The sequence below is a fragment of the Pseudomonas sp. URMO17WK12:I12 genome, from assembly GCF_000514395.1.
Classification (GTDB): Bacteria; Pseudomonadota; Gammaproteobacteria; order Pseudomonadales; family Pseudomonadaceae; genus Aquipseudomonas; species Aquipseudomonas mucoides.
This window is the reverse complement of the sequence record NZ_AZVV01000009.1, coordinates 1-24603: the sequence shown is the minus strand read 5'-3', so window position 1 is coordinate 24603 and position 24603 is coordinate 1. Positions and strand designations below refer to the sequence as shown.

The following is a 24603-nucleotide window of genomic DNA, read 5'->3' as shown; positions in this document are numbered from 1 at the left end:
CAGCCATGACCGATTTATCAGCACAGCAAGACACCCCGAAAAGCTGGGAACAGCCAGCCGGCAGCGATCTCGAAAGCTGGATGAAAACCCGCATCGCTCGCTATGACACGCGCAAGTACGACTGGAACGCGCTGAAGTTCCAGGCCGACTACGATCCGAAATTCCGTCGTGCGCAAATGCGCTACATCGGCACCGGCGGCACCGGCGTGAGCACCGACATGAACACCATCCCGTCGGAGAATTTCACGTTCTCGACCATGGTGATTCCGGCCGGTCATGAAGGCCCGCCGCACCTGCACACTGACGTTGAAGAAGTGTTCTTCGTGCTGCGCGGCAAACTCAAAGTGATCATCGAAAAGGACGGCGAGCGCTTCGAAACCATCCTCACCGACCGCGACGTGATTTCCGTGCCGCCCGGCGTGTACCGCGAAGAGATCAACATCGGCGATGAAGACGCGCTGATGTGCGTGATGCTCGGCGCGAAAAAACCGCTGACCCCGACCTACCCGCCAGAACACCCTCTGGCCTCGATCAAGCGCGGATAAGCCCATGTCGTACGCCATCGATAATCTCGTTTCGCCGCTCACGGCTGACCTCCAGGCACAACTGGCCCTGAACTTTCCGGTGCGTACGCTGGAGATCGCCGGCGGTCGCCAAGCCTTTCGCGAATGCGGGGCCGGGCCGGCCATTGTGTTGTTGCACGGGATCGGCTCAGGCTCGGCGTCGTGGTTAGAGGTGGCGCAGGAGCTTGGCCAGAGCGCCCGGGTGATTGCCTGGGACGCGCCCGGCTACGGTGATTCCACGCCGCTGAGATCGCTGGCCCCCGACGCTTCGGACTACGCCGAACGACTGCTGCAACTGCTCGACGCACTGGGCATCCAGCGCTGTGTGCTGGTGGGTCATTCCCTGGGCGCGATTACTGCCACGGCGTTCGCCAGCGGCGTGCAGCAGCAACGGATCAGCCGGCTGGTCTTGATCAGCCCGGCCCAAGGCTATGGCCATCCATCACGCGCGTTGCAGCGTCAGGAAGTGCGCAACAAACGCCTGCGTGCCCTGGAACAACTGAGCATTCAGCAGATGGCCGAGCAACGCAGTCCCTACATGCTTTCACCCGCCGCCAGCCCGAAAGCACTGGCCTGGGTGCGATGGAACATGGCGCGGCTCAATCCCGATGGCTATCGCCAGGCCATTGAACTGCTGTGCAGCGATGACCTGCTGCGGCACCCACCGCTGTCGATGCCTTGCGAAGTGCATTGCGGCGAGGCCGACGGCATCACCGCGCCCGAAAGCTGCCTGACCCTGGCCAAGGCGTTGGGCGCCACGTTCAACCTGATTGCCGATGCCGGGCATGCCAGCCCTATTGAACAACCTTATGTCGTGGCGGGCCGTCTGGCCTTTGCCATTAAAGAATCCCTGACAGGTGCATCTCTATGAACGATTCAGATCTGCTGAAGGACGCTCAGGACAAATACATCGTGCCGGGCCTGGAGCGCGGTCTGCTGCTGCTCTGCGAATTCAGCCGGCGCAATCGCACGCTGACAGCGCCAGAACTGGCCCGGCGTCTGGCACTGCCACGCTCGACCATATTTCGTCTGCTGTCGACCCTGGAAACCATGGGGTTTGTCACCCGCAGCGGCAATGAATACCGCTTGGGCATGTCGGTGCTACGCCTGGGCTTTGAATACCTGGCTTCGCTGGAACTGACCGAACTGGGCCAGCCGCTGCTGGCTCGCTTGTGCGACCGCCTCAACTACCCGAGCAACCTGGTGGTGCGCGATGGTCGTTCGATCGTTTACGTGGCCAAGGTCTCGCCGCCGTCAGTGTTCTCCAGTGCGGTCAACGTCGGCACTCGCCTGCCCGCCCACGCCACTGTCCTCGGACGAATTCTGCTCGAAGACTTGTCGCTGGCCGAGTTGCGTGAGCTGTACCCGGAAGACCATCTGGAGCAGTTCTCGCCGTGCACGCCGAAAACCGTGATGGAACTGTTCGACCTGGTTCAGGCTGACCGCCAGCGCGGTTTCGTCAGCAGCGAAGGCTTCTTCGAGTCAACGATCTCGACCGTCGCCGCCCCGGTGCGCGATGAGACGAGCAGGATCGTCGCCGCGCTGGGCGTCACGATCCCGACCGCACAGATCGCTCACGTCAACTTCAACGAGTTGCTCCTGCAAGTGCGCCGCAGCGCCGACGAACTGTCGCGCCTGCTCAACTACAACAGCGCTGCTGCCCATGACGGGCACCGCGTCACTGCATTGATGAGGGATTGAGATGAGCCTTTATCAACTGCAAGACAGCACCGCGATTGTCACCGGTGGCTCTTCGGGCATTGGCCTGGCCTGCGTCGAGTTATTGCTCGAAGCCGGCGCGGCCGTGGCCTTTTGCGGCCGGGACGAAAACCGGTTGCGCAACGCTGAAACCGAATTGCGTCAACGCTTCCCCGAAGCACGGCTGCTCACCCAAGTTTGCAACGTGCTCGATGCGGACTCAGTCAAGGCGTTTGCCGCCGCCAGTCTGGCCGCATTGGGCCCGGCCAGCGTGTTGATCAACAACGCCGGGCAAGGTCGGGTGTCGACCTTCGCCGACACCACCGACAGCGCCTGGACCGAAGAGTTGAACCTGAAGTTCTTCTCGGTGATCAACCCGGTCCACGCCTTCATGGCACAGCTGCAACGCCAGCCGAACGCGGCCATCGTCTGCGTCAACTCGCTGCTGGCCAGCCAGCCGGAACCGCACATGGTCGCCACCTCGGCCGCTCGCGCCGGGGTCATGAACCTGGTGCGCTCGATGGCCACCGAATTTGCCGGTCAGGGTATTCGGGTCAACGGCATCCTCATTGGCCTGGTTGAGTCCGGGCAATGGCGCCGACGTTTCGAGGCCCGCGAAGAGCGGGACCTGGACTGGACCCAATGGACCGCCCGGCTCGCGCAACAAAAACACATTCCCTTGGGGCGTCTGGGCCTGCCGATTGAAGCGGCCCGCGCGATCCTGTTTCTGGCCTCGCCTCTGTCGGCTTACACCACAGGCAGCCATATCGATGTTTCTGGAGGCCTGTCCCGTCATGCGTAATGAAAATACTGTCACCGTTGGCGCCGCCATCACCGCGTTTCTCGAGCAGTGCGACGTCAAGGCCGCGTTCGGCGTGATCTCGATCCACAACATGCCGATCCTCGATGCCTTCGCCGTTCGCGGAAATATCCGCTTCGTCATGGCTCGTGGGGAAGCCGGCGCCACTAATATGGCCGACGCCTATGCCCGCACCACCGGCGGCCTCGGTGTCTGCCTGACATCCACCGGCACCGCAGCCGGCAACGCCGCAGGCGCCATGGTCGAAGCGTTGACCGCCGGCACACCGCTGCTGCACATCACCGGGCAGATCGAAACACCGTACCTGGATCAGGAATTCGCCTACATCCACGAAGCCCGCGACCAACTGACCATGCTCAAGGCTGTATCGAAGGCTGCGTTCCGTGTGCGCAGTGTCGAAACCGCCATCAGCACCATGAAGCTGGCCGTGCAGACTGCGCTGACCGCTCCCACCGGGCCGGTCAGCGTGGAAATCCCGATCGACATCCAGTCGACCTTTATCACGATGCCGACCGACCTCTCGCCGCTGCCAATCCCAGTGGCCGTCCCCGCGCCCGAAGCGCTGGACCTGGTGGCCGAACGACTGGCCACCGCCACCCGTCCATTGCTATGGCTCGGCGGCGGCGCACGACACGCCGGGCCTCAAGTCAAACGCCTGCTGGACATGGGCGTCGGCGTGATCACCTCGACCCAGGGTCGCGGTGTGGTCAACGAAGATGACGAACGCTGCCTCGGCGCGTTCTCGCAAAACAAACTGGTCGAGCAGTTCCTGCAAAGCTGCGATGCCTTGCTGATCGCCGGCTCCCGTCTGCGCAGCAATGAAACCTTCAAGTACGCGTTGAAATTGCCACGCAACACTTTGCGCATCGACGCCAACCCGGCCATCGAAGGTCGCAGCTATAACAGCGAACTGTTCATCTGTGGCGACTCGGCGCTAGCACTTGAAGGTCTGGCGGATCGTCTGGAAGGTCGGCTGCAAATCGATCCGACCTTCCTTGCCGAGCTCAAGCAAGTGCGCGAAAAGTCCCGCACGCAACTGATCGCCGACCTCGGCCCGTACTCGGCCATGGTCGAACAGCTGCAAGCCATCACCGGGCGCAATTTCTCCTGGGTACGCGACGTCACGCTGTCCAACAGCATCTGGGGCAACCGCCTGCTGACCCTGTTCCACCCGCGAGCTGGCGTGCATGCCCTCGGCGGCGGCATTGGCCAGGGCCTGTCGATGGGCATCGGCGCGGCAGTCGCTGCGGCTGAAACAGCCCCTGAGCGCAAAGTCTTCACCCTGGCCGGTGACGGCGGTTTTATCCTCAACCTCGGCGAACTGGCGACGCTGGTGCAAGAAAAAGCCAACGTGGTGATTCTGCTGATGAACGACCAGCGCTACGGCGTGATCCGCAACATTCAGGACGCGGTCTACGGCAGCCGTCACTGCTACGTCGACCTGCACACCCCTGATTATTCCAAGCTGGCGGAATCGCTGAACCTGCGCCACGGCCTGGTCACCGACCTGAAGGATTTCGGCCGCGTGGTCGACGGCGCACTGGCTCAACCCGGCCCGTTCCTGCTGGAAGTGGACATGCTCGCCGTCGGCAGCTTCGCTACCCAGTTCGCCGGTCCGCCCAACAGCGAAACCAAAGCGCAAAAAGCCACGGCCTGAGGACTTCGTCATGTTGCATATCACCATGATCGGCTGCGGCGCCATTGGCGTCGGCGTGCTCGAACTATTGGAGAAGGACCCGCAGCTGTGCGTTGACTACGTCATCGCTTCGACCGGGTCTGAAGAACTGGTACGCCAGCGGCTGGCCAGTTTCAAGCAACCACCGCAGGTGCTGACCGCCTTACCGGCCGACGCCCGCCCGGACCTATTGGTCGAGTGCGCCGGCCACCGCGCCATCGAAGAACATGTGTTGCCGGCGCTGGAACGTGGCATTGCCTGCCTGATCGTCTCGGTCGGCGCGCTGTCCGAAGTTGGCCTGGTTGAACGCTTGGAAGCAGCAGCCGAACGCGGCCAGACCCGCATCGAGTTGCTGCCCGGCGCTATCGGCGGCATCGACGCCTTGTCGGCGGCCAAAGTCGGCGGGCTGGATTCGGTCAATTACACCGGCCGCAAACCGGCTAAAGCCTGGAAAAATACTCCCGCTGAACAGGCCTGTGACCTGGACAACATTACCGAAGCCACGGTGATTTTTCAGGGCAGCGCCCGGGAAGCGGCACGGCTCTATCCAAAAAACGCTAACGTCGCCGCGACCTTGTCGCTGGCCGGGCTCGGCCTGGATCGCACCCATGTGACGCTGATCGCCGATCCGCTGAGCGAGGAGAACGTCCATCACTTCGAGGCTCGCGGCGCTTTTGGCGGTTTCGAACTGAGCTTGCGTGGCAAACCGCTGCTGGCCAACCCGAAGACCTCGGCGCTGACCGTTTACAGCGTCGTCCGCGCCTTGGGCAACCACGCCCACGCGATTTCGATTTAGGGGACCGTCGATGACTCTCGAACAGACTTTACCGATCTGCATTGCCGGCGACTGGCGCCTCGGTCGCGGCGAGCGTTATGCCACGTGTTACCCCGCCACGGGCGAAGCCGTCGCCTGGCTGAATGCCGCCAGTGTCGACGACGTTGAAGACGCCGTGCAAGGTGCCCATCAGGCGTTTGTGCACAGCGGCTGGGCGCAGCGCAAACCTCACGAACGGGCCAGCGTGCTTTACCGCATCGCCGAGCTGATCCGTGAGCGCAGCGAGGAACTGGCGCAATTGCAGCGCCAGGACAACGGCAAACCGATCAACGAAACCCGTGCCCTGGTGGCCAGCGCCGCCGGCACATTCCAGTTCTTCGCTTCGGCCTGTGAAACCCTCGAAGAAACCATCACGCCGTCCCGTGGTGATTTCGTCAGCATGAGTGTGTACGAACCGATGGGCGTGATCGCCGCGATCACCCCGTGGAACTCGCCGATTGCCAGCGAGGCGCAGAAGGTCGCTCCGGCGCTGGCAGCGGGCAACGCGGTGGTGATCAAACCGGCGGAAATCACCCCGTTGATGGCCCTGCAACTGGCGCGCATCTGCGAAGACGCAGGCTTGCCTAAAGGCCTGCTCAGTGTGCTGCCGGGTAAAGGTTCACTGCTCGGTGATGCGCTGACCCGTCATCCGTTGGTCAAGCGCGTGTCGTTCACCGGCGGCACCAAAACCGGCAAGCACATTGCCCACATCGCCGCCGACAAGATGATGCCGGTGTCGCTGGAACTGGGCGGCAAATCACCGACCATCGTCCTCGACGACGCCGACCTCGACCACGCGGTGGCGGGTGTGCTGTACGGCATCTTCAGCTCTTCGGGCGAAGCCTGCATCGCCGGCTCGCGGTTGTTCGTCGCCCGCGCGCTGTATGAGCCGTTCATGTCGCGCCTGGTGGCCGCTGCGGCCGAACTGCGCGTCGGTGATCCGGCCGATGAACGTACCCAAATGGGTCCGTTGATCAGCGCCGGCCACCGCGACTCGGTGGAGCGTTATGTGGCTCTGGGGCTGGCCGAAGGTGGACGCCTGCTGCTCGGTGGCAAACGTCCGAGCGGCGGCGTGTACGACCAGGGTTATTACTACCCGCCGACCATCCTCGAAGGCCTGAACAACAGCCAACAGGTTTGTCAGGAAGAGATCTTCGGCCCCGTTTTGGTGGCGATGCCCTTCGATGACGAAGCGCAATTGCTCGAACAGGCCAACGACAGCCTGTACGCCCTCGCCGCCGGCATCTGGACGCGCGACTACAAACGCGCCTGGGCACTGGGCCGAAAAATTCAGGCCGGTACGGTGTGGATCAACACCTACAAACAGTTCTCGATTTCCACACCGTTCGGCGGCTGGCGCGACAGCGGTCTGGGCCGTGAAAAAGGTCGCCTCGGCATCCTGCAGTACATGGAACAGAAAAGCCTTTATTGGGGCATGAATGAACAGCCACTGGCCTGGGCCGGTGCGCAACGAGAGGTTGGGTTATGAGCGTTTTAGGCATTGATGAAGTCACCTACGGCGTCGAGGACCTCGACACCAGCGTGCGTTTTTTCAGCGACTGGGGCCTGACTAAAGTCAGCGAGCAGCCTGATGAAGTGATCTTCGAAACCCTCAACGGTTGCCGCGTGGTGCTCGCCGACATCAACAAGGCCGGTTTGCCACCTGCCATCGAAGCCGGTTCAACCGTGCGCGAAGTGGTGTGGGGCGTCGAAAGCGACGCCGACTTGAAGCTTTATAGCGAACGAATCGCCAACGATCCGGGCTTCATCGAAGCCGATGGCCGCATCGGTTGCACCGACCCTAACGGCCTGGCAATCCGCCTGCAGGTGACCCGCAAACGTGACCTGGAGATCGAGTGCAGCGGCCATAACACCTGGCAGACCAAAGGCCGGATCAACAAAGCCGCGCCGATCTACGACCGCGCCACGCCGATCGAAGTCGGTCATGTGGTGTTTTTCGTCAAGGACGTGAATGCCTGCGAAGCCTTCTATCACGAGCGCTTCGGCTTCCAGGCCTCGGACCGTTATCCGGATCGCGGAGCGTTCCTGCGCACCGCCGAAGAAGGTGGCCACCACGACCTGTTCATGCTGCAACTGCCCGCCCCTCGTGCCGGCTTGAACCACGTCGCCTTCACCGTGCGCGATGTGCACGAAGTGTTCGGCGGCGGCATGCACATCTCCCGTCGCGGCTGGGCCACGGAAATCGGCCCGGGCCGACACCCGGTGTCTTCGGCGTTCTTCTGGTACTTCAAGAACCCGGCCGGCGCCCTGGTCGAGTACTACGCCGACGAAGACCAACTGACCGGCGAATGGCAGCCACGGGACTTCGAGCCGGGCCCGACGATGTTCGCTGAGTGGGCGATTGCCGGCGGCATCGATGGCAATACCCGTCGCCAGCAACATGTCGAAGCGCCGCAAGGCAAGTTCCTCACCGACAAACCGAAATCCTGAGCAGGAGTCGTCCATGTCTTCGCTGAATATCGCTATCGCCGGTGCCGGAATCGGCGGCCTGACCGCCGCCATCGCCCTGCATCGCGCAGGCCATAACGTCACCGTATTCGAACAGTCGAAAGCCTTTTTGCGGGTCGGTGCCGATATCAACCTGACCCCTAATGCCGTGCGTGCTCTGGATGGTCTTGGGGTGGGCGCCGCCGTGCGCATTCCGGCCGCTCGTCCAACGCACCGGATCAGTCGCCTGTGGGACAGCGGCGAGGAAACCTCGCGCCTGGAAATGTCCGATGCCGCCGAACAGAAATACGGTGCACCGCAACTGACCATTCACCGCGCCGATCTGCTGGCCGCGCTGGCGGACGTCTTTCCACCAGAACAGGTGCAGTTTGGCAAACGCGCCGACCACGTCGTGCAAACCGCCGACGGCATCGAGTTGCGCTTCAAGGATGGCAGCCGTCACTTCACCGATCTGTTGATCGGTGCGGATGGCATCCATTCGGTAGTGCGTAATGCGCTGTTCGGTGATGAGCAACCGCGCTTTACCGGAGTGGTCGCTTACCGCGCCGTCGTACCTGCCGAACGCGTGGCCCATGTGCCGAACATTCAGGCGTTCACTAAATGGTGGGGCCCGACACCGGAAAGCCAGATCGTGACGTTTCCGCTGAACCAGGGTCGGGACATTTTCATCTTCGCTACCACCGCTCAAGACAGCTGGCATGAAGAGTCCTGGACCAGCGCCGGCGATGCCGACGAGTTGCGTAGCCATTATCAGGACTTCCACCCGGATGCTCGCGCTCTGTTGGATGCGTGCAACGAGGTGCTCAAGACCGCGCTGTATGAACGCGATCCGCTACCGTTCTGGTCCAAAGGGGCGATGACGCTGCTGGGCGATGCCTGCCATCCGATGATGCCGTTCATGGCTCAGGGCGCCGGCCAGGCGATCGAAGATGCGGTGGTGCTCGCTCGCCATTTGCAAGACCTGACCGGCACCGCGCAAATCGCCGATGCCCTGCAGGCTTATCAGCAGGCGCGGTTGCAACGCACCAGCCAGATCCAGATCGGCTCGCGCGGCAACCAATGGCTCAAGGACGGCGGTAACGCCGACTGGGTTTATGGCTATGACGCCTGGGCCGTGCCGATGCCGAACGTGGCGTGAGCAGGACCGCAGCCATGAGCGAATCCTTGCTGGTGACCGTACTGCTCAAGCACGACCAATCAAAGAACCTGGAAGACATTCAGCGGCACATGAAGCAGCAGGACTGGTGGGAACGGTTTCCCCCGCAAGGCGTCGAGGTGGTGTCCTGGACCGTGGCCATGGGCCTGGGCCAGATCGTCACCCTGCGGTTGCCGCCGAGTCTGCTGCCGACCCTCAACGTCGAGCTCGAACGGTCGGCCTGGGGCGTGTTCAGCACCGAAGTTTTCCCGACGTATGACTTTATTCCCGTGCGCGAAATGATCCGCGAACGGGTACGTAACGGAGATCAATGAGATGAGCAATACCGAACCCTACCTGGAGCCCCATCAAGCCCGCAAACGTCCGAACACCCAGTTCGAAGAGTTGCTCGGCGACTCCATCGAGCGCGCCTTCGGCAACGGAGTGACCGAATTGCCCGATCTGCTCGCGCACCTGAATCTGGCCGGGCCGCCCTGCCCGCTGACCACCGGAGAGTGGACAGCAGACGCCTATAAAACCCTGATGGCTCGGCTGGGCGAATGACCCGCCGGAGGACAATAAGAAATGAACATGAATACAACCGTCGATCCAGCTGAAAACCTCTTGGCCAACGGGTTGAAAAACCTTTGGTTCCCGGTCCTGCCCTCCGATCAATTGGGCGAAAAACCGGTGTCAATTCGCCGTCTGGGCTACAAAATCGCCCTGTGGCGCGACAATGACGGCAGCGTCCATGCCCTTGAAGATCATTGCCCTCATCGCGGCGCGCCGCTGTCCCAGGGACCGGTGCTGGGTGACCGTCTGCAATGCCCTTATCACGGCGTCGAAGTGCGCTGTGACGGCACCGTCACCAAAGTCCCCGGCAGCCCTGGTTGCAAGCTTGAAGGCAGCCGCCCGACACGCATGTTTCACACCCGTGAAGCCGCTGGCGCGATCTTTCTGTACAACGCTGCAGATCCGCACGTGGACACCCCTCCGGAGCTGGTCCTGCCAGAGCAACTGACCTCCCCCGAATGGAGCAGCTTCCTCTGCTACACAGAATGGAAAGGCGATTATCGCTACGTCATCGACAACGTCATGGACCCGATGCACGGCACCTACCTGCACAAGATGTCGCACTCCATGAGCGAAGGCGAAGCCACCGCCAAGTTCGTCACCCGCGACACCGACAACGGTTTCTTCTTCGAGAAAGAAGGCCAGCGCGGGGTGAATTTCGACTGGACCGAGTTCATGGATAACGGCTGCCACTGGCTGCGCCTGGAAATCCCCTATCCGAAAACCGGCGGCCCGGGCGGCAACTTCACCATCATCGGCAGCTACACGCCGAGCAGCCGCTCCTTGTCCGCGGTGTTCCACTGGCGTTGCCGTCCACTGACCGGCTGGCAGCGCGATACCTGGCGTTTCCTCTACAAAAACCGCCTGGAAGCACGCCACTGGGCAGTGCTGGAACAGGACCGGGTGCTGCTCGAGTTCATGGAACCGGACGCCAACCAGCGGGAAAACCTCTACCAGCATGACTTGGGTGTGGTGCGTCTGCGTCGCTACCTGAAAAACGCGGCCAAGGCCCAACTGGAGCTGATCGACGCGAAGCAGGTGCCATGAACGCAGCCGTGCAACGTGTTCAGGCCGGCTCGTTGATCGAGCCGGCCAGCGCCACCTGGTCGAATGCCTTGCTGATCGGCAATGAAGTGGTGATGTCCGGCATGACCGGCCATCCCGCTACACGCCTGGCCGTTGTGGCAGACGCGCCGCTCGATGCCTACGCCCAGACACTGGTCGTGTTGAACAAAGTCCGGGCGCTGGTCGAGGCGGCGGGTGGGCATATCGGCAACATTTACCGGCTGACGGTGTATGTCACCGAGATCGCCGACAAGGACGAAGTGGGTCGCGCACGGCGTGACTTCTTCGAAGGTCAGGCGGTTTTTCCTACCTCCACGCTGGTTGAAGTGAGCGCGCTGGTGTTTCCCGAACTGCGGGTGGAGATCGAGGCCGGCGCGCGTCTCGATCTCGATTTGCGTACTGTCGAAAAGAGGTGACCGATGTCCCATTCCTCCCCCCTCACCGCTCGCGTGCACACACTGCGCTACGAAGCCGAAGGCATCATCAGCGTCGAGTTGCGGCCGTTTGGCGACACGGTGTTCGCCCCGTTTGAAGCCGGCTCGCACATCGATTTGCACTTACCCAACGGACTGGTGCGCAGTTATTCACTGCTCAACTCGCCAAGCGATCAAGGCCGTTATGTGATCGGCATCCTGCGAGATCGCAACAGCCGTGGCGGCTCGGAATTTGTGCATGCGCAGCTGCGGGTCGGCATGCAACTGCCAATCTCGTCGCCGCGCAATAATTTCCAGCTCGACCTCAGTGCCAGACATAGCGTGCTGGTGGCTGGCGGTATCGGTATCACGCCGATCTACTGCATGTTCCGGCAACTGCTGGCGCTGGGAAAATCCGCCGAGTTGATCTACTGCGCCCGCTCGCGACAGGAAGCCGCGCTGGTTGAGGAACTCAGCGGCTTGAGTGCCAAAGTCGTCTATCACTTCAACGATGAAAAGGGCATGCCGCCAGACCTGAGCGCCTACCTGGCGGGTCAGCCGAGCGATACGCACTTCTATTGCTGCGGCCCGACGCCGATGCTCGATGCTTTCGAAAGTACCTGCGAAGGCCTCGGTTACCCTCATGCGCATATCGAGCGTTTCACGGCGGCAGAACTGCCGCCGTCTGAAGACGCGCAGAGCAGCTACAGCGTCGAGCTGAAAAAAACCGGCAAGACACTGTCGATCGAGCCGGGTTTGAGTTTGCTCGACGTACTGCTTGAGGCGGGTTGCGACATCGAGTACAGCTGTCGCGAAGGGGTCTGCGGGTCGTGCGAAACACGCGTACTGGAAGGTGATGTCGACCACCGGGACGGCGTGCTGACCAAAGCCGAACGTGCGGCCAACAAATCCATGATGGTGTGTGTGTCGGGTTGCAAGAGTCGGCGATTGGTACTGGATCTATAACGCGAGTATCAAGTTTCCAGGGTTAAACAGGCCGACAGATATGTCGGCCTTTTTTATGCGCGTGAAATAAAAAACGCACACTGAACGTGCAGTTTCGTTACCCCTCGACGCGCCTGTTTCATGGGCAATACAAACAAATATGTTTACCATATAAACAATTGTTTTTATTGAGTTTTTAAGCACCCAACAGACTTTTGGCAGTTGGCATAGTTTCTGCTCAGGTAACCCTGAGTTCATAGGCCATACGCCGTATTACCCATAAAACAACAAAAACAGAAACGCACTTAATCAAAGCAACACTCGCCGTTATCCACCCATCGCCACTGTTAAGGCGAACGGAAAAGTGTTGCCAGTCACTTTGTAGCGTTCAATTGAGCAGCGGAGTCAACATGAAGCATTACCTTATATGTATGGGACTGATGATGAGCAGTTGCGTGAGCTTCGCCGGTGAACCCGGTCCCGCCGCGCCCGTGACATCGACTACCGGTAAAAAGCCGTTTCCGCATATCGCTTGGCGCAGCGACGATGGCGAAAGCAGTCTGGACATCGGTGGTGCCCTGCGAACCAACTACCGCGACGAGCATTGGGACACCACCGAAAACAACGGGCGTTTTCTCTTCGACACCTTCCGTGTCGACGTACAGGCGACCTACAAAAATCTCTACAGTGATGTCGGCTACTGGTTTCAGGATGACGGCAAACGCTCCATCGACCGGGGCTTCGTCGGCTACCGCCTGAACAGCAACTCAAACCTGCAACTGGGCGCTCCATTCAAACCGTTTGGTCTGGAACCCTATCCACAATTTGGCTGGAGCTATCACCTGCCCTTCTTCATGGGCTATGGCGTCAGCGCCGGCACAGGCCTGAAATACAGCTACAAGGATCAGGACTGGGATCTGCAACTGGGGTACTTCCCGCGCATGTTGCCTTCCGACATTCGCTACTCGCCGGAAATCGGGCGTTACGCCGACCTCAAGGACAATGCGATCCCCTTCACCCAGTCGCGCCAGGACAACGAGAAACACAACCAGATCAACGCCCGGGTCGCGCGGACCTTTATTAATGACGGCTGGAAAACCGAAATCGGCGCGTCGGTGGCCACCGCCCAGCTTTACAACGCCACCACCAAAGACGACGGCGATTACTGGGCCGGCGGTATCCACGCCATCATCAACGCCGGCGCGTGGACCGTCTCCACCCAAGGCATTCGCTACGAGTACGACCCTAAAAACCCTACCGGTGTCAGCAACGACTCGGTGCTGATGGGCGGTAACGGCCTGACGCCCGCGTATCTGATTGCCTCCAAGGCCACCATTGCTTCGCTGAACGTCGGCTATGACATCCCGACGCCGAAACTGGGGCAATTGAAGAAGATCAAGCTCTACAACGACTACAGTCGCATGATGAAAGACAAGAGCGGTTGGGACGACTCGCAGATGTACACTGTCGGCGCACAGTTCCTGGCCATGCCGATCATGGCGTGGGTCGATCTGACCTGGGCAAAAAACGCCAACCCCTATGGCGGCGCGGAAAACGGTACGGGCTTTACCAATACCAGTTCGGTTGGCAGCAATACCTGGTACTACCGGACCAATATCAACATTGGGTATTACTTCTAATGCCTGCCTTATGGCCGCTGTTACGGCTGCGATAAATCCGTCGGCAGACGTAATGTTTCGGCAACTCTACGTCCTGATTCGGCTGATTGCATTGGATCGTTTACTGCCGGTCGCGACCGGCAGAATTCGCCCATTAGCGAACGCTCAGCCTACGTCTTTTTTCGGCTAGAGGCCGTCACCTGCAGGGTGATGACGTTTGCACCGACATCGGCCATAGATATTTTGCAAACGACTTCGTAAGCTCCAGCCTACTCTTGTCTCTTTTTCCCCAGTCCCATGTTTAGCAGTCGCGTCGACGAGATCGGATTCTACGTTTACCGACCCTCTCCTTCGCTCGCATTGATCTGTTTCGCGCATTAATGCATGCCAACAATGCACTTATCATATCGATCATCCTGTTCCACCATTCGCCCTAATAAGAACCGTGCGCCGCGTCCAGGCAGCGCACGTCATAAAAGCGGTGGAGTACAGGTCAATGACAACATCAAACCCTTCCGGGCGTTCACGCGCCAGTGCCATTTTCCGGGTTACCTCGGGCAACTTCCTCGAACAGTTCGATTTCTTCCTTTTCGGTTTTTACGCTACGCAGATTGCGGCTGTGTTCTTCCCGGCCAGTAGTGAGTTTGCCTCCTTGATGATGACCTTCGCGGTGTTTGGCGCGGGTTTCCTGATGCGTCCGTTGGGCGCGGTGGTACTCGGTGCTTACATCGACGATGTGGGTCGGCGCAAAGGGTTGATCGTGACGCTGTCGATTATGGCCAGCGGCACGATTCTCATTGTGTTGGTGCCCGGTTACGAAACCATCGGGTTATTTGCGCCCGCTATCGTACTGATCGGTCGCTTGCTGCAAGGCTTCTCGGCCGGTGCGGAAATGGGGGGCGTCTCGGTGTACCTCTCGGAGATCGCCACGGCGGGCAACAAAGGTTTCTTCACCAGTTGGCAGTCGGCCAGCCAGCAAGTGGCAATTATCGTCGCGGCGGCTTTGGGTTACGGGTTGAATCAGTGGATGGCGCCGGCAATGATTGCCGATTGGGGCTGGCGGATTCCGTTTTTCGTCGGTTGCATGATCGTGCCGTTCATTTTTTTCCTGCGCCGTAACCTCGAAGAAACAAAGGAGTTCGAAGCGCGCAAACATCGGCCGAGTATGGGCGATGTGTTCCGCACCCTCGCGCAGAACTGGGTCATCGTGTTCGCCGGGATGATGATGGTCGCCCTCACCACCACGGCTTTTTACCTGATCACCGTGTACGCGCCAACCTTCGGCAAAACCGTGCTGCACCTGAGTACGTCCGATGCGTTATTGGTGACCTTGCTGGTGGGTGTTTCGAACTTCTTCTGGTTACCCATTGGCGGCGCATTGTCTGACCGCATCGGTCGGCGTCCAGTGCTGATCGCCATGGCGCTGTTAACCCTCGCCACGGCGTATCCAGCGCTGACTTATCTGGTCAACGCGCCAAGCTTCGTCAACATGCTGTTGGTCTTACTGTGGTTGTCGTTCATTTACGGTTTGTACAACGGCGCGATGATTGCGGCGCTCACCGAAATCATGCCGGTCGAAGTCCGTGTTGCCGGCTTTTCACTGGCGTATAGCCTGGCCACGGCAGTGTTCGGGGGTTTCACTCCGGCGATGTCGACCTTCCTGATCCAGTACACCGGCGACAAGGCCGCACCCGGTTACTGGATGAGTTTCGCCGCACTCTGTGCCTTGTGCGCGACGCTGTATCTCTACCGCCGCTCCACCGGCCGCCTGCAACCGGCGATGTCTTGAACCTGCCCTTTTGTGAGAACACGACCATGAACAAACTATTTAATTTCGCCGCCCTCGGCCTGGTGGCCAGCCTCGGCCTGAGCTCCGTCGCCCAGGCAGAAGAGATCCGCGTGATGACCTCCGGCGGTTTCACCGCGGCCTACAAAGTTCTCGGCCCGAAATTCGCCGCGTCCACCGGCAACACGCTGGACACCGCCCTTGGCCCATCGATGGGCAAGGCGCCGGAAGCGATCCCCAATCGCTTGGCCCGTGGCGAGAAGGCTGACGTAGTGATCATGGTCGGCTACGCCCTCGATGACCTGATCAAGCAAGGCAAAGTTGATCCCGCTTCACGGGTTGAACTGGCCGATTCCCGAATCGGGCTCGTAGTGCGTGAGGGCGCGACGAAGCCGGACATCAGCTCCGTTGACGGACTGAAGAAAACCTTGCTCGACGCGAAGTCCGTCGCCTATTCCGATAGCGCCAGCGGCGTGTACATCGAGGATCAGTTGTTCAAGCGCCTGGGCATTGAAGACCAACTCAAACCCAAATCGAAGATGATCCCGAAAATCCCCGTGGGTTCGGTGGTTGCCACCGGCGACTACCAACTGGGCTTCCAGCAGGTCAGCGAATTGCTGCCCGTGCCGGGCGTAAGTTTTGTGGCAAAGATTCCAGAGTCGGTGCAATCGGTAACGCGTTTTGCTGCCGGCATTCCCGTAGGCGCGCAACACCCGGCTGAAGCCAAGGCGTTGCTGGAGTACTTGGCGTCCTCGGCCGCTCAACCGGATGTCAAGGCCACCGGGCTGGATTCGGTCAGTCGCTGACCTGAACTTTCATTTCCACCACCAGCCGTTCCAGTTCCAACGCAGCCGGGGTCAACGTGCGACCCCGGCGCTTGATCAGGCCGACACTGCGCATCACCTGCGGGTCGGTCAGCGGTACCCGCGTCAGAATCGGGTGATCCGCTGCCGGCATCGCCATCAGCGGCACCGCAGCGACCCCCAACCCCGCTTCAACCAAGCCGATCATCGTCGTCACATGCCGGGTTTCACAGATGCTCTGCCGTTGCGGCACGATGCCGGTCAGCGCCTGATCCAGCAAAAAGCGATTGCCCGAGGTCTTGTCCAGCGAGATGTAATCCTGCTGATAGAACTCATCCCAGGTCACGCTGGTTCGACCCGCCAACGGATGATCGCGCCGACAGGCCAGTACATAACCTTCCTGCACCAATGGCTCGAACTCGACTTCAGTCTCCAGCGTACCCATGAAGCTCAGACCGAAATCGGCTTCGCCATTGACGACGGCGCTGAGTACGTCGTGGGCGCTGGAGTCGAGCACTTTTACTTTGATCCTCGGGAACTGCCGGTGGTAATGGGCGATCACGCGCGGCATGAAGTAATACGCTGCCGAGGGCACGCAGGCCACCGTGACATGGCCTAGCCGGGTCGAAGCGACTTCGCTGATGCCCAGCAGCGCCACGTCCAGATCGTCCAGCAAGCGCTCGACGCTGGGCATGAAACCGCGCCCGGCCTGAGTCAAGCTGACCTTGCGTGTAGTGCGTTCGAACAATCGTACTCCGAGGGCGTCCTCAAGTTTTTCGATGCGCCGGCTCAGCGCAGGCTGAGAGATACGCACGGCGTCGGCGGCTTTGCGAAAACTGCCCTGCTCGACCACGGCGCGAAAAGCTTGCAGGTCGTTGAGGTCGAAGTTTATGGCCATGGTGCGCACTCGGGATCAGACAGATTGATCAGCTTATCCTATGAATGTAAAAAATTATTCCACAATGTAGGTTCCTGTGGGGTTGGAGACAGTGTGCGAAACGCGCTGGCAACGATCAGCAAGCACTAAGCATTCATCAATATGGCGCCAGTGCGGTTCGCCGCTGTTCTGGTCGCGAAGCCGGGGTGAATACGCAGACTGGATATCTATAGCGTTGGGTCCGCTAGACACGACCTTTACCGACAAGCAGCAACCCATCGAAGTGCCGTCTAAGGCACCCTGGTATGAAATCCAGGGTCGGTGGCCACAGTCTCGAGACAGCTTCGGGTCAGCTGCTACCATCCTCGACAACGCGCACGCGCTCAACGGTCAGCCCAAACCTGCGAGAATGCTGCCTCTTCGGGCTTCGCAACTTGTATGGCGAACGTTCAGGTATTTGAAAAACAAATTCGCGAGGAGCCGCCACATTGGAATTGAGACAACTGCGCTATTTCGTAAAAATCATCGAGCTTGGCAGTCTGGGGCGTGCGGCACTTGAACTGGACGTTGGTGTGTCAGCCCTCAGTCAGCAAATCTCCAAGCTGGAAAGCGAACTGTGCACCCGCCTCCTGAATCGAACCTCTACCGGCGTGACGCCCACTAGCGCCGGATTTGCGTTTTTACACCATGCCCAATTGACGCTACGCCAGGCGGAAAACGCAATCATGGCCGCCCATCGCGGGCGAATGAGCGGTTATGTCAGCGTCGGTTTACCGCCGACTACGGCAACGGTGCTCGCGTTGCCGTTGATCAACGCAATGCGTGCGCGTTATCCGGACATACAACTGCATTTGGTGGAAATGCTTTCCGGCCACTTGGCGGCGCAGCTCAACGCACGGCAAATTGATCTGGCCATCCTGTTCCAGCTCGAAGGGGGTAAACGCTGGAGCGTGACTCCGCTGCTGGATGAAAAGCTGTTTGTCATTGCCTCGCCCAGCCTGCCTCAAGCGCCTTCTGGTGATAGCGTGCAGTTAGCAGACCTCGGCGGCCTGCCGCTGGTGATGCCCAGCGCGCAACATGGATTGCGCTCGGCATTGATGAGCGCGTTCGAGCGGGTCGGGCTAACACCCAACGTCATTATGGAAGTCGACGGTCTCGCTGTTTTGATGAACGCCGTTCGGGCAGGTCATGCGGCAACGATACAACCGGGGGCGGCCGCTGCATTGAAAGACGGGTCCGGACTTTCAGTGATCAGGATTGCCGATCCCCATGTGGGCCGGCGTAATCTTCTGGCGACGCTGGCTGACGACGAACTTTCTCCGGCGGCGCTGGCAACGCGTCTGGTCATCGTCGATGTGGCACGACAGCTGGTGGTCGACAAACAGTGGCCTGGAGCTACATGGATAGAAGGTGTAGACGCTTGATCCTTCCTCATCCCGGCCCCATTAGTCTCTTCTGACGACAAAGCCTTTAGAAAAACTAAACACCCCGCGTCAAACACAGCCTTTCGGCCACTCCTTGCTCACCCTATCGTTCTCCCCACTCGCAAGGAGCACTTCGTTCCCGCCTCCTTGCAAATCGAGGAGCGATAATGATCGATGTCTTAATCATAGGGGGTGGCAACGCTGCCTTGTGCGCCGCTCTGATGGCGCGAGAAGCGGGCGCCAGCGTGATGCTGCTGGAAGCCTCTCCGAAAATCTGGCGCGGTGGCAACTCCCAACACACCCGTAACCTGCGGTGCATGCACGACGAACCGCAGGACGTGCTGATCGATGCCTATCCGGAAGAAGAATACTGGCAAGACCTGCTGAAGGTCACCGGTGGCCTCACGGATGAAAAGCTTGCACGCATTGCCATTCGGGCATCGTCCTCTTGCCGCGACTGGATGCGTTCACACGGCGTGCATTTTCAGCCACCGCTGTCCGGCGCGCTGCACGTGGCGCGGACCAATGCTTTTTTTATGGGCGGCGGCAAAGCGCTGGTCAATGCCTATTTCCGCAGCGCCGAGCGCCTGGGTGTAAAAGTTCGCTACAACACGCAAGTGACCGACATCGAGTTGGACGACGGTAAATTCGTCGCCGCCCATGTGGGCGAACATGAGGTCGATGGTCAGCGTTTCGCCGCAGAACGCATTGAAGCCCGGGCCTGCGTGTTGGCGGCCGGTGGCTTCGAATCCAACCGTGAATGGCTGCGCGAAGCCTGGGGTCAGAACGAACGCGGTGAATGGCCATCGGACAATTTCCTGATCCGGGGCACCCGATTCAACACCGGCATTTTGCTACGGCGCATGCTCGACCTGGGCGCAGATGTGATTGGCGATCCGACGCAAGCACACATGGTCGCGATTGATGCCCGCGCGCCACTCTACGACGGCGGCATCTGCACCCGAATCGACTGCGTATCGCTGGGTGTGGTGGTCAATCGTGATGGCGAACGCTTCTACGACGAAGGTGAGGATTTCTGGCCAAAACGTTATGCGATCTGGGGGCGTCTGGTGGCCGGACAACCCGGTCAGCAGGCGTATTCGATCATCGATCAACAAGCCATCGGCCGCTTCATGCCGCCGGTCTTTCCCGGAACCACCGCCAATACTTTGCAAGACCTTGCCCGCCAGTTGAAGCTGCCTGAAGAAAAATTCGTCAAGACTGTCGAGGACTACAACAACGCCTGCCGCGTTGGCACGTTCGATCACACGGCGTTGGACGACTGCCACACCCAAGGACTGACGCCCGCCAAAACCCACTGGGCGCGGCCATTGGTGAAACCACCTTTCTACGCCTACCCGCTTAAACCGGGTGTCACGTTCACCTACCTCGGCCTCGCCACCGACGAAACCGCTGCCGTGCATTTCAACGGCAAAGCGAGCCCCAACCTGTTCGTCGCGGGAGAAATGATGGCCGGCAATGTTCTGGGCAAGGGCTACACCGCCGGCATCGGCATGGCCATCGGTACCGCGTTCGGCCGCATCGCCGGTGTACAGGCGGCCGCTTCGGTGGGCTTTGGCGTTTCATCTGCAAACACGGAGTCTCGCTATGCAACTGTTTGATCCCCAAGCGTCGGGCGGGTTGATCCCGGTGTTGAATCTCGACGAAAGTGAAGTCCAGCGGCAGATGACCATCTGCAATAGCTGCCGTTATTGCGAAGGCTTTTGCGCGGTATTTCCGGCGATGACCCGGCGCCTGGAATTCACTCAGGCCGACATCCATTACCTGGCGAACTTGTGTCATAACTGCGGCGCGTGCCTGCACGCCTGTCAGTACGCCGCCCCACACGAATTCGACGTCAACATACCCAAAGCCATGGCCAAAGTGCGCCTGGATACCTACGCCGAATACGCCTGGCCGCAAGTAATGGGCAGGTTGTATCAGCGCAACGGCCTGACCCTGGCACTGGCTTCCGGTGGGGCACTGGCCTTGTTTCTATGCCTGACCCTGATGCTGATGGGCAACCTGTTCACGGCCATTCCCGGGGGCAATTTCTACCAGATTTTCCCGCATAACACCCTGGCGCTGATGTTCGGCTCAGTGTTCGGCTTTGCGGTACTGGCACTGACCCTGGGTGTACGGCGCTTCTGGCTCAACGTTTCACCGGTCGCAGCGCCACTGCCGTTGAAAACGTCCGCGGCATTGGAGGCTACGGCCAACGTCGCGAAGCTCAAATACCTGGACGGCGGCCATGGCGAAGGCTGCAACAATGCCGACGATCAATTCACCTTGTGGCGACGCCGATTCCACCACCTCACCTTCTACGGCTTCATGCTGTGCTTCGCCGCCACCGGTATCGCCACGCTCTTTCACTATCTGCTGAAGTGGTCGGCGCCTTATCCGATCTTCAGCTTGCCGGTGATGTTGGGTATTGCCGGTGGCATCGGCCTGCTGATCGGCCCGGCGGGTCTGCTTTGGCTGAACCTGCGTCGCAACCCTGCGCACGGCGATGAGAACCAAAAACCCATGGATCGCGGCTTCATCGCGCTGCTGTTTCTGGTCAGCGCAAGCGGCCTGGCGCTACTGGCTTTGCGTGAAACCAGCGCCCTGGGCTTGATGTTGGCGATTCATCTCGGCCTGGTCATGGCGTTTTTCTTGACCATGCCCTACAGCAAATTCGCCCATGGAATATTCCGCAGCGCAGCGCTGCTCAAACACGCCATCGAGAAGCGTCAACCCAACCCGATCAACGCCGGCAGCGACTGACGGTTAAAGCACTCATTCCAAAAACAATAGTGAGCATAACGGTAGCCATGATGAAAACGACAACGGCAACAACCCGAGCCAAGGGGTCCAAATTGGGCGCCATTTTGCGGGTCACCAGCGGTAACTTTCTCGAGCAGTTCGACTTCTTTCTGTTCGGGTTCTACGCGACCTACATCTCCCGGACCTTCTTTCCAGCCACTAGCGAGTTTGCCTCGCTGATGATGACCTTCGCGGTATTCGGCTCCGGATTCCTGATGCGTCCGTTAGGTGCCATTGTGCTGGGCGCGTACATCGACAAGGTGGGTCGTCGCAAGGGGCTGATCGTGACGCTGTCGATCATGGCCGCCGGTACCGTATTGATCGCCTTGGTGCCGGGCTATGCCGCCATCGGCGTGGCGGCACCGATTCTGGTGTTATTGGGCAGGCTGCTACAGGGCTTCTCCGCTGGCGCGGAAATGGGCGGTGTTTCCGTGTACCTGGCGGAAATTTCCACCCCCGGGCACACCGGTTTCTACACCAGTTGGCAATCGGCCAGCCAACAGGTGGCGATCGTCGTCGCGGCCGCGTTGGGCTACACGATCAATGCCACGATGCAAGCCGCTGAAATCGCCGATTGGGGATGGCGTATTCCGTTCTTCATTGGCTGCGTGATCATCCCGTTCATTTTCATTATTCGCCGCTCACTGGAAGAAACCGCTGCCTTCACTGCTCGCAGCCATCGTCCAACCACTCGCGAAGTGTTTCGCTCGATGCGTGACAACTGGCGCACCGTACTGGCGGGCGGTTTGCTGGCGTCTATGACCACTACCACGTTCTACCTGATAACGGTCTACACACCGACGTTTGGCAGGACAGTACTGAACCTGAGCACCACCGACAGCCTGGCGGTCACACTGCTGGTCGGTATCAGCAACTTTATCTGGCTGCCCATCGGCGGCGCCCTCTCCGACCGCATTGGCCGTCGGCCACTGTTGCTGGCGATATCGTTGCTGTGCATCTTCACCGCCTATCCCGCCATGCACTGGCTGGCAGAGGCGGCGAGTTTCGAACGACTGCTTACTGTTCTGCTGTACTTCTCATTCTTCTTTGGCATTTATAACGGCGCCATGGTCGCGGCACTGACCGAAGTCATGCCACAGAACGTGCGGGTCGTCGGGTTTTCACTGGCCTTCAGTTTGGCCACCGCGGTGTTTGGCGGTTTTACCCCGGCAATCTCGACGCTGCTTGTCCAGGCCACGGGCGATAAGGCATCACCTGCCTACTGGCTGATGTTCGCGGCGGTGTGCGGGTTCACGGCGACGACAATTCTGTATCGTCGGCACAAACCTTTGGCCGTCAGAACCGTTTAGTTCTTCGATCGCCGACGCTTAACACGCGTCGATCCGGGGCAGTAATCAGCCTAAAGACCCCATTTAATGGGCATAGACAGATTCTTCGAATAATTCTCAATAGGTGGCCCTTGATTCCACTCGATCAAGGGCCCGAAGCAGAGATGCTGCTTTTCCAAGAGCGCAAGAGGCGGTCGATTTAACACCGGAGTACGAGATCTGACTTGTGCTTATTCGTATGGCCCATGACCGACTATATCGGGTCGGTTGCTGCTCTTCGCGAAAGGCAGAGATCGGCCAGAAGCGGACGGTCAGCCCCTTCTTTTTAGGGCGTGGTTAAATTTCCAGCCAGAAACGAATATCAGTGACCAGTTGCTTACAACTACTGGCACTTTTTCGAGACACACACTTGGTGTCGCAATGCCATTACGCGCATGAAGTTGCGCACTCACTCGGTAAAAACAGCTACCGACTTTGCTCAATTAGTCGAGCAAATCGGCGCCAGCCTCTGAATGATAGCGCATGGCCTTGATGCGCAAGAAGTTGCGCACTTATTTTGCGAAAACGCCCTCCAATCTCGCTAAGCGCCAAGCCCGCCGTGGCCTCCAGCCAAGTGCGCAAGAAGTTGCGCAGTACTACGCAAGAAGTTGCGCACTTTGAGGGGTGTTTTCCCTTGAAAATCACCCAAACGATTGAAAAACCTCGGCCATCCCCCCCGTTTATATAGCCCTCAACATTTCTGGCACGCTCCTTGATAACAGTCAGGCACCCACCGGGCGATATCGCCTCCCGGGCACCCTAAATTTTCAGCAAGGAGCACCTCCATGGCTACACCAGCGTACATGTCCGTCATGGGCGAAAAACAAGGTCTGATCACCGCCGGCGCGTTCACCGCCGATTCGGTTGGCAACACCTACCAGGAAGGCCACGAAGACCAGGTCATGGTTCAGGCTTTCAGCCACGACGTGATCATCCCGCGTGACCCGCAATCCGGCCAGCCAACCGGTCAGCGCGTTCACAAGCCTGTGGTCATCACCAAGGTCTACGACAAGTCCTCGCCACTGCTGCAAGCCGCTCTGACTTCCGGCGAGCGCATGAGCGAAATCGTTATCCAGTGGTACCGCACTTCGGCTCAAGGTACCCAAGAGCACTACTACACCACCAAACTGGAAGACGCCATCATCGTCGCCATCAACAACAAAATGCACAACTGCCAGGACCCGTCGAACTCGCACTTCACGCACCTGGAAGAAGTGCAGTTCACCTACCGCAAAATCACCTGGACCCACGAAGTTTCCGGTACTTCGGGTTCCGATGACTGGCGTCTGCCGGTCGCCTAAATCAGGCCGACCGTCTCAAGCATCGGCCAGCTCTGCTGGTCGATGTTGTTTTCGCCCTTCCAGAATTTTTGCGTCTGCCGAGGCCTTTTCGGCCATTGGCGCACGCCGCAGCACTGCACGAGGAACAAGGGATGTTCGCGCCGGCCAATCAGACTCACTTTGCCCTGACCATCGAAGGTCTCTCCAGCGATTTGCAGGTGCTGTCCTTGCAAGGCCGGGAGGCGATCAGCCAACCGTTCGTGTTTGAGGTGGAGCTGGTCAGTGAACAGCCGTCCCTGGACCTCGAAACCCTGCTGCACAAACCGGCCTTCTTGCAGCTCTCGCCGGACGGCAGCGGCATTCACGGCCAGATCTACCGTGCCGCCCAGGGTGATTCGGGCAAACGCCTGACCCGCTACGCGGTGACCCTGCGCCCGCAACTGTCCTACCTGGCGCACCGCATCAACCAGCGCATCTTCCAGAACCTCAGCGTGCCGAAAATCATCGGCAA

Annotated in this window: 24 protein-coding genes; 23 read left to right on the top strand and 1 reads right to left on the bottom strand. The window is 59.7% G+C overall.

Annotation, left to right across the window (positions count from 1 at the left end; all coding sequences use genetic code 11):
* The first annotated feature begins 5 nt into the window (after window positions 1–5).
* The 17 genes from D882_RS0112560 to D882_RS0112480 all read left to right on the top strand — a co-directional run bounded on the left by D882_RS0112560 (window position 6) and on the right by D882_RS0112480 (window position 16381).
* On the top strand, window positions 6–545 hold the full coding sequence (locus D882_RS0112560; protein WP_027923577.1) for a cupin domain-containing protein: 540 nt from the start codon (window positions 6–8) through the stop codon (window positions 543–545).
* Between the two features lie 4 nt (window positions 546–549).
* A complete protein-coding gene (locus D882_RS0112555) occupies window positions 550–1434 on the top strand; it encodes an alpha/beta fold hydrolase (protein WP_027923576.1) in 885 nt (294 codons plus the stop codon).
* Window positions 1431–2264 (top strand): IclR family transcriptional regulator, encoded by an 834-nt coding sequence (locus D882_RS0112550; protein WP_027923575.1) that lies wholly within the window; start codon window positions 1431–1433, stop codon window positions 2262–2264. Before D882_RS0112555 ends, D882_RS0112550 begins: the two co-directional genes overlap by 4 nt.
* Before the next feature lies 1 nt (window position 2265).
* Window positions 2266–3063 (top strand): SDR family oxidoreductase, encoded by a 798-nt coding sequence (locus D882_RS0112545; protein ID WP_027923574.1) that lies wholly within the window; start codon window positions 2266–2268, stop codon window positions 3061–3063.
* On the top strand, window positions 3056–4738 hold the full coding sequence (locus D882_RS0112540; protein ID WP_027923573.1) for a thiamine pyrophosphate-binding protein: 1683 nt from the start codon (window positions 3056–3058) through the stop codon (window positions 4736–4738). The genes D882_RS0112545 and D882_RS0112540 overlap by 8 nt, the downstream gene beginning before the upstream one ends.
* Before the next feature lie 10 nt (window positions 4739–4748).
* Window positions 4749–5552, top strand: coding sequence for an aspartate dehydrogenase (locus D882_RS0112535; protein WP_027923572.1), 804 nt, complete (start codon window positions 4749–4751; stop codon window positions 5550–5552).
* Window positions 5553–5562: 10 nt separating this feature from the next.
* Entirely contained in the window at window positions 5563–7059 is a 1497-nt protein-coding gene (locus D882_RS0112530) for an aldehyde dehydrogenase (RefSeq protein ID WP_027923571.1), read from the top strand.
* Window positions 7056–8021, top strand: coding sequence for a VOC family protein (locus D882_RS0112525; protein WP_027923570.1), 966 nt, complete (start codon window positions 7056–7058; stop codon window positions 8019–8021). Before D882_RS0112530 ends, D882_RS0112525 begins: the two co-directional genes overlap by 4 nt.
* A gap of 13 nt (window positions 8022–8034) precedes the next feature.
* On the top strand, window positions 8035–9177 hold the full coding sequence (locus D882_RS0112520) for an FAD-dependent monooxygenase (RefSeq protein ID WP_027923569.1): 1143 nt from the start codon (window positions 8035–8037) through the stop codon (window positions 9175–9177).
* A 14-nt stretch (window positions 9178–9191) separates the two neighbouring features.
* On the top strand, window positions 9192–9509 hold the full coding sequence (locus D882_RS0112515) for a hypothetical protein (RefSeq protein WP_027923568.1): 318 nt from the start codon (window positions 9192–9194) through the stop codon (window positions 9507–9509).
* Window position 9510: 1 nt separating this feature from the next.
* Window positions 9511–9738: a recombinase-like helix-turn-helix domain-containing protein gene (locus D882_RS0112510; protein ID WP_027923567.1), complete on the top strand. Its 228-nt coding sequence runs from the start codon at window positions 9511–9513 to the stop codon at window positions 9736–9738.
* 21 nt (window positions 9739–9759) lie between these two features.
* The gene (locus D882_RS0112505; RefSeq protein ID WP_027923566.1) at window positions 9760–10794 is read left to right on the top strand and encodes an aromatic ring-hydroxylating dioxygenase subunit alpha; all 1035 of its coding nucleotides are present in this window, start codon (window positions 9760–9762) and stop codon (window positions 10792–10794) included.
* Window positions 10791–11228 (top strand): Rid family hydrolase, encoded by a 438-nt coding sequence (locus D882_RS0112500; RefSeq protein ID WP_027923565.1) that lies wholly within the window; start codon window positions 10791–10793, stop codon window positions 11226–11228. The genes D882_RS0112505 and D882_RS0112500 overlap by 4 nt, the downstream gene beginning before the upstream one ends.
* A gap of 3 nt (window positions 11229–11231) precedes the next feature.
* Window positions 11232–12191 (top strand): PDR/VanB family oxidoreductase, encoded by a 960-nt coding sequence (locus D882_RS0112495; RefSeq protein ID WP_027923564.1) that lies wholly within the window; start codon window positions 11232–11234, stop codon window positions 12189–12191.
* A gap of 389 nt (window positions 12192–12580) precedes the next feature.
* Complete coding sequence (locus D882_RS0112490; RefSeq protein WP_027923563.1) at window positions 12581–13810, top strand: hypothetical protein; 1230 nt, start codon at window positions 12581–12583, stop codon at window positions 13808–13810.
* A 475-nt stretch (window positions 13811–14285) separates the two neighbouring features.
* Window positions 14286–15578 (top strand): MFS transporter, encoded by a 1293-nt coding sequence (locus tag D882_RS0112485; RefSeq protein ID WP_027923562.1) that lies wholly within the window; start codon window positions 14286–14288, stop codon window positions 15576–15578.
* 26 nt (window positions 15579–15604) lie between these two features.
* Window positions 15605–16381: a substrate-binding domain-containing protein gene (locus D882_RS0112480; protein ID WP_027923561.1), complete on the top strand. Its 777-nt coding sequence runs from the start codon at window positions 15605–15607 to the stop codon at window positions 16379–16381.
* Here the strand turns inward: D882_RS0112480 and D882_RS0112475 are convergent.
* Window positions 16371–17276: a LysR family transcriptional regulator gene (locus D882_RS0112475; protein WP_027923560.1), complete on the bottom strand. Its 906-nt coding sequence runs from the start codon at window positions 17274–17276 to the stop codon at window positions 16371–16373. The two genes, D882_RS0112480 and D882_RS0112475, sit on opposite strands and share 11 nt — an antisense overlap.
* Before the next feature lie 467 nt (window positions 17277–17743).
* Here D882_RS0112475 and D882_RS0112470 point away from each other — a divergent pair, with 467 nt between their 5' ends.
* The 6 genes from D882_RS0112470 to D882_RS0112440 all read left to right on the top strand — a co-directional run.
* On the top strand, window positions 17744–18679 hold the full coding sequence (locus D882_RS0112470; RefSeq protein ID WP_027923559.1) for a LysR substrate-binding domain-containing protein: 936 nt from the start codon (window positions 17744–17746) through the stop codon (window positions 18677–18679).
* Between the two features lie 167 nt (window positions 18680–18846).
* Window positions 18847–20301, top strand: a complete 1455-nt coding sequence (tcuA, locus tag D882_RS0112465) for an FAD-dependent tricarballylate dehydrogenase TcuA (RefSeq protein WP_027923558.1) — start codon at window positions 18847–18849, stop codon at window positions 20299–20301.
* A complete protein-coding gene (gene tcuB, locus D882_RS0112460; protein ID WP_027923557.1) occupies window positions 20288–21445 on the top strand; it encodes a tricarballylate utilization 4Fe-4S protein TcuB in 1158 nt (385 codons plus the stop codon). The genes tcuA and tcuB overlap by 14 nt, the downstream gene beginning before the upstream one ends.
* 47 nt (window positions 21446–21492) lie before the next feature.
* Window positions 21493–22794 carry an MFS transporter gene (locus tag D882_RS0112455; RefSeq protein WP_027923556.1) on the top strand — a complete coding sequence of 434 codons (1302 nt, stop codon included), beginning with the start codon at window positions 21493–21495 and terminating at the stop codon, window positions 22792–22794.
* Window positions 22795–23597: 803 nt separating this feature from the next.
* On the top strand, window positions 23598–24113 hold the full coding sequence (locus D882_RS0112450; RefSeq protein WP_027923555.1) for an Hcp family type VI secretion system effector: 516 nt from the start codon (window positions 23598–23600) through the stop codon (window positions 24111–24113).
* A 131-nt stretch (window positions 24114–24244) separates the two neighbouring features.
* Window positions 24245–24603, top strand: a 359-nt coding sequence (locus D882_RS0112440; RefSeq protein WP_027923554.1) for a contractile injection system protein, VgrG/Pvc8 family, incomplete at its 3' end; no start/stop codon positions are given.

What these genes read in the sequence shown, in the direction of transcription:
- D882_RS0112540 (WP_027923573.1), top strand. Translation starts at nt 3,056, where the DNA reads ATGCGTAATGAAAATACTGTCACCGTTGGCGCCGCCATCACCGCGTTT.
- D882_RS0112545 (WP_027923574.1), top strand. Translation starts at nt 2,266, where the DNA reads ATGAGCCTTTATCAACTGCAAGACAGCACCGCGATTGTCACCGGTGGC.
- D882_RS0112530 (WP_027923571.1), top strand. Translation starts at nt 5,563, where the DNA reads ATGACTCTCGAACAGACTTTACCGATCTGCATTGCCGGCGACTGGCGC.
- D882_RS0112490 (WP_027923563.1), top strand. Translation starts at nt 12,581, where the DNA reads ATGAAGCATTACCTTATATGTATGGGACTGATGATGAGCAGTTGCGTG.
- D882_RS0112515 (WP_027923568.1), top strand. Translation starts at nt 9,192, where the DNA reads ATGAGCGAATCCTTGCTGGTGACCGTACTGCTCAAGCACGACCAATCA.
- D882_RS0112510 (WP_027923567.1), top strand. Translation starts at nt 9,511, where the DNA reads ATGAGCAATACCGAACCCTACCTGGAGCCCCATCAAGCCCGCAAACGT.
- D882_RS0112525 (WP_027923570.1), top strand. Translation starts at nt 7,056, where the DNA reads ATGAGCGTTTTAGGCATTGATGAAGTCACCTACGGCGTCGAGGACCTC.
- D882_RS0112475 (WP_027923560.1), bottom strand. Translation starts at nt 17,276, where the DNA reads ATGGCCATAAACTTCGACCTCAACGACCTGCAAGCTTTTCGCGCCGTG.
- D882_RS0112500 (WP_027923565.1), top strand. Translation starts at nt 10,791, where the DNA reads ATGAACGCAGCCGTGCAACGTGTTCAGGCCGGCTCGTTGATCGAGCCG.
- D882_RS0112450 (WP_027923555.1), top strand. Translation starts at nt 23,598, where the DNA reads ATGGCTACACCAGCGTACATGTCCGTCATGGGCGAAAAACAAGGTCTG.
- tcuA (WP_027923558.1), top strand. Translation starts at nt 18,847, where the DNA reads ATGATCGATGTCTTAATCATAGGGGGTGGCAACGCTGCCTTGTGCGCC.
- D882_RS0112555 (WP_027923576.1), top strand. Translation starts at nt 550, where the DNA reads ATGTCGTACGCCATCGATAATCTCGTTTCGCCGCTCACGGCTGACCTC.
- D882_RS0112550 (WP_027923575.1), top strand. Translation starts at nt 1,431, where the DNA reads ATGAACGATTCAGATCTGCTGAAGGACGCTCAGGACAAATACATCGTG.
- D882_RS0112520 (WP_027923569.1), top strand. Translation starts at nt 8,035, where the DNA reads ATGTCTTCGCTGAATATCGCTATCGCCGGTGCCGGAATCGGCGGCCTG.
- D882_RS0112505 (WP_027923566.1), top strand. Translation starts at nt 9,760, where the DNA reads ATGAACATGAATACAACCGTCGATCCAGCTGAAAACCTCTTGGCCAAC.
- D882_RS0112560 (WP_027923577.1), top strand. Translation starts at nt 6, where the DNA reads ATGACCGATTTATCAGCACAGCAAGACACCCCGAAAAGCTGGGAACAG.
- D882_RS0112480 (WP_027923561.1), top strand. Translation starts at nt 15,605, where the DNA reads ATGAACAAACTATTTAATTTCGCCGCCCTCGGCCTGGTGGCCAGCCTC.
- D882_RS0112495 (WP_027923564.1), top strand. Translation starts at nt 11,232, where the DNA reads ATGTCCCATTCCTCCCCCCTCACCGCTCGCGTGCACACACTGCGCTAC.
- D882_RS0112485 (WP_027923562.1), top strand. Translation starts at nt 14,286, where the DNA reads ATGACAACATCAAACCCTTCCGGGCGTTCACGCGCCAGTGCCATTTTC.
- tcuB (WP_027923557.1), top strand. Translation starts at nt 20,288, where the DNA reads ATGCAACTGTTTGATCCCCAAGCGTCGGGCGGGTTGATCCCGGTGTTG.
- D882_RS0112455 (WP_027923556.1), top strand. Translation starts at nt 21,493, where the DNA reads ATGATGAAAACGACAACGGCAACAACCCGAGCCAAGGGGTCCAAATTG.
- D882_RS0112535 (WP_027923572.1), top strand. Translation starts at nt 4,749, where the DNA reads ATGTTGCATATCACCATGATCGGCTGCGGCGCCATTGGCGTCGGCGTG.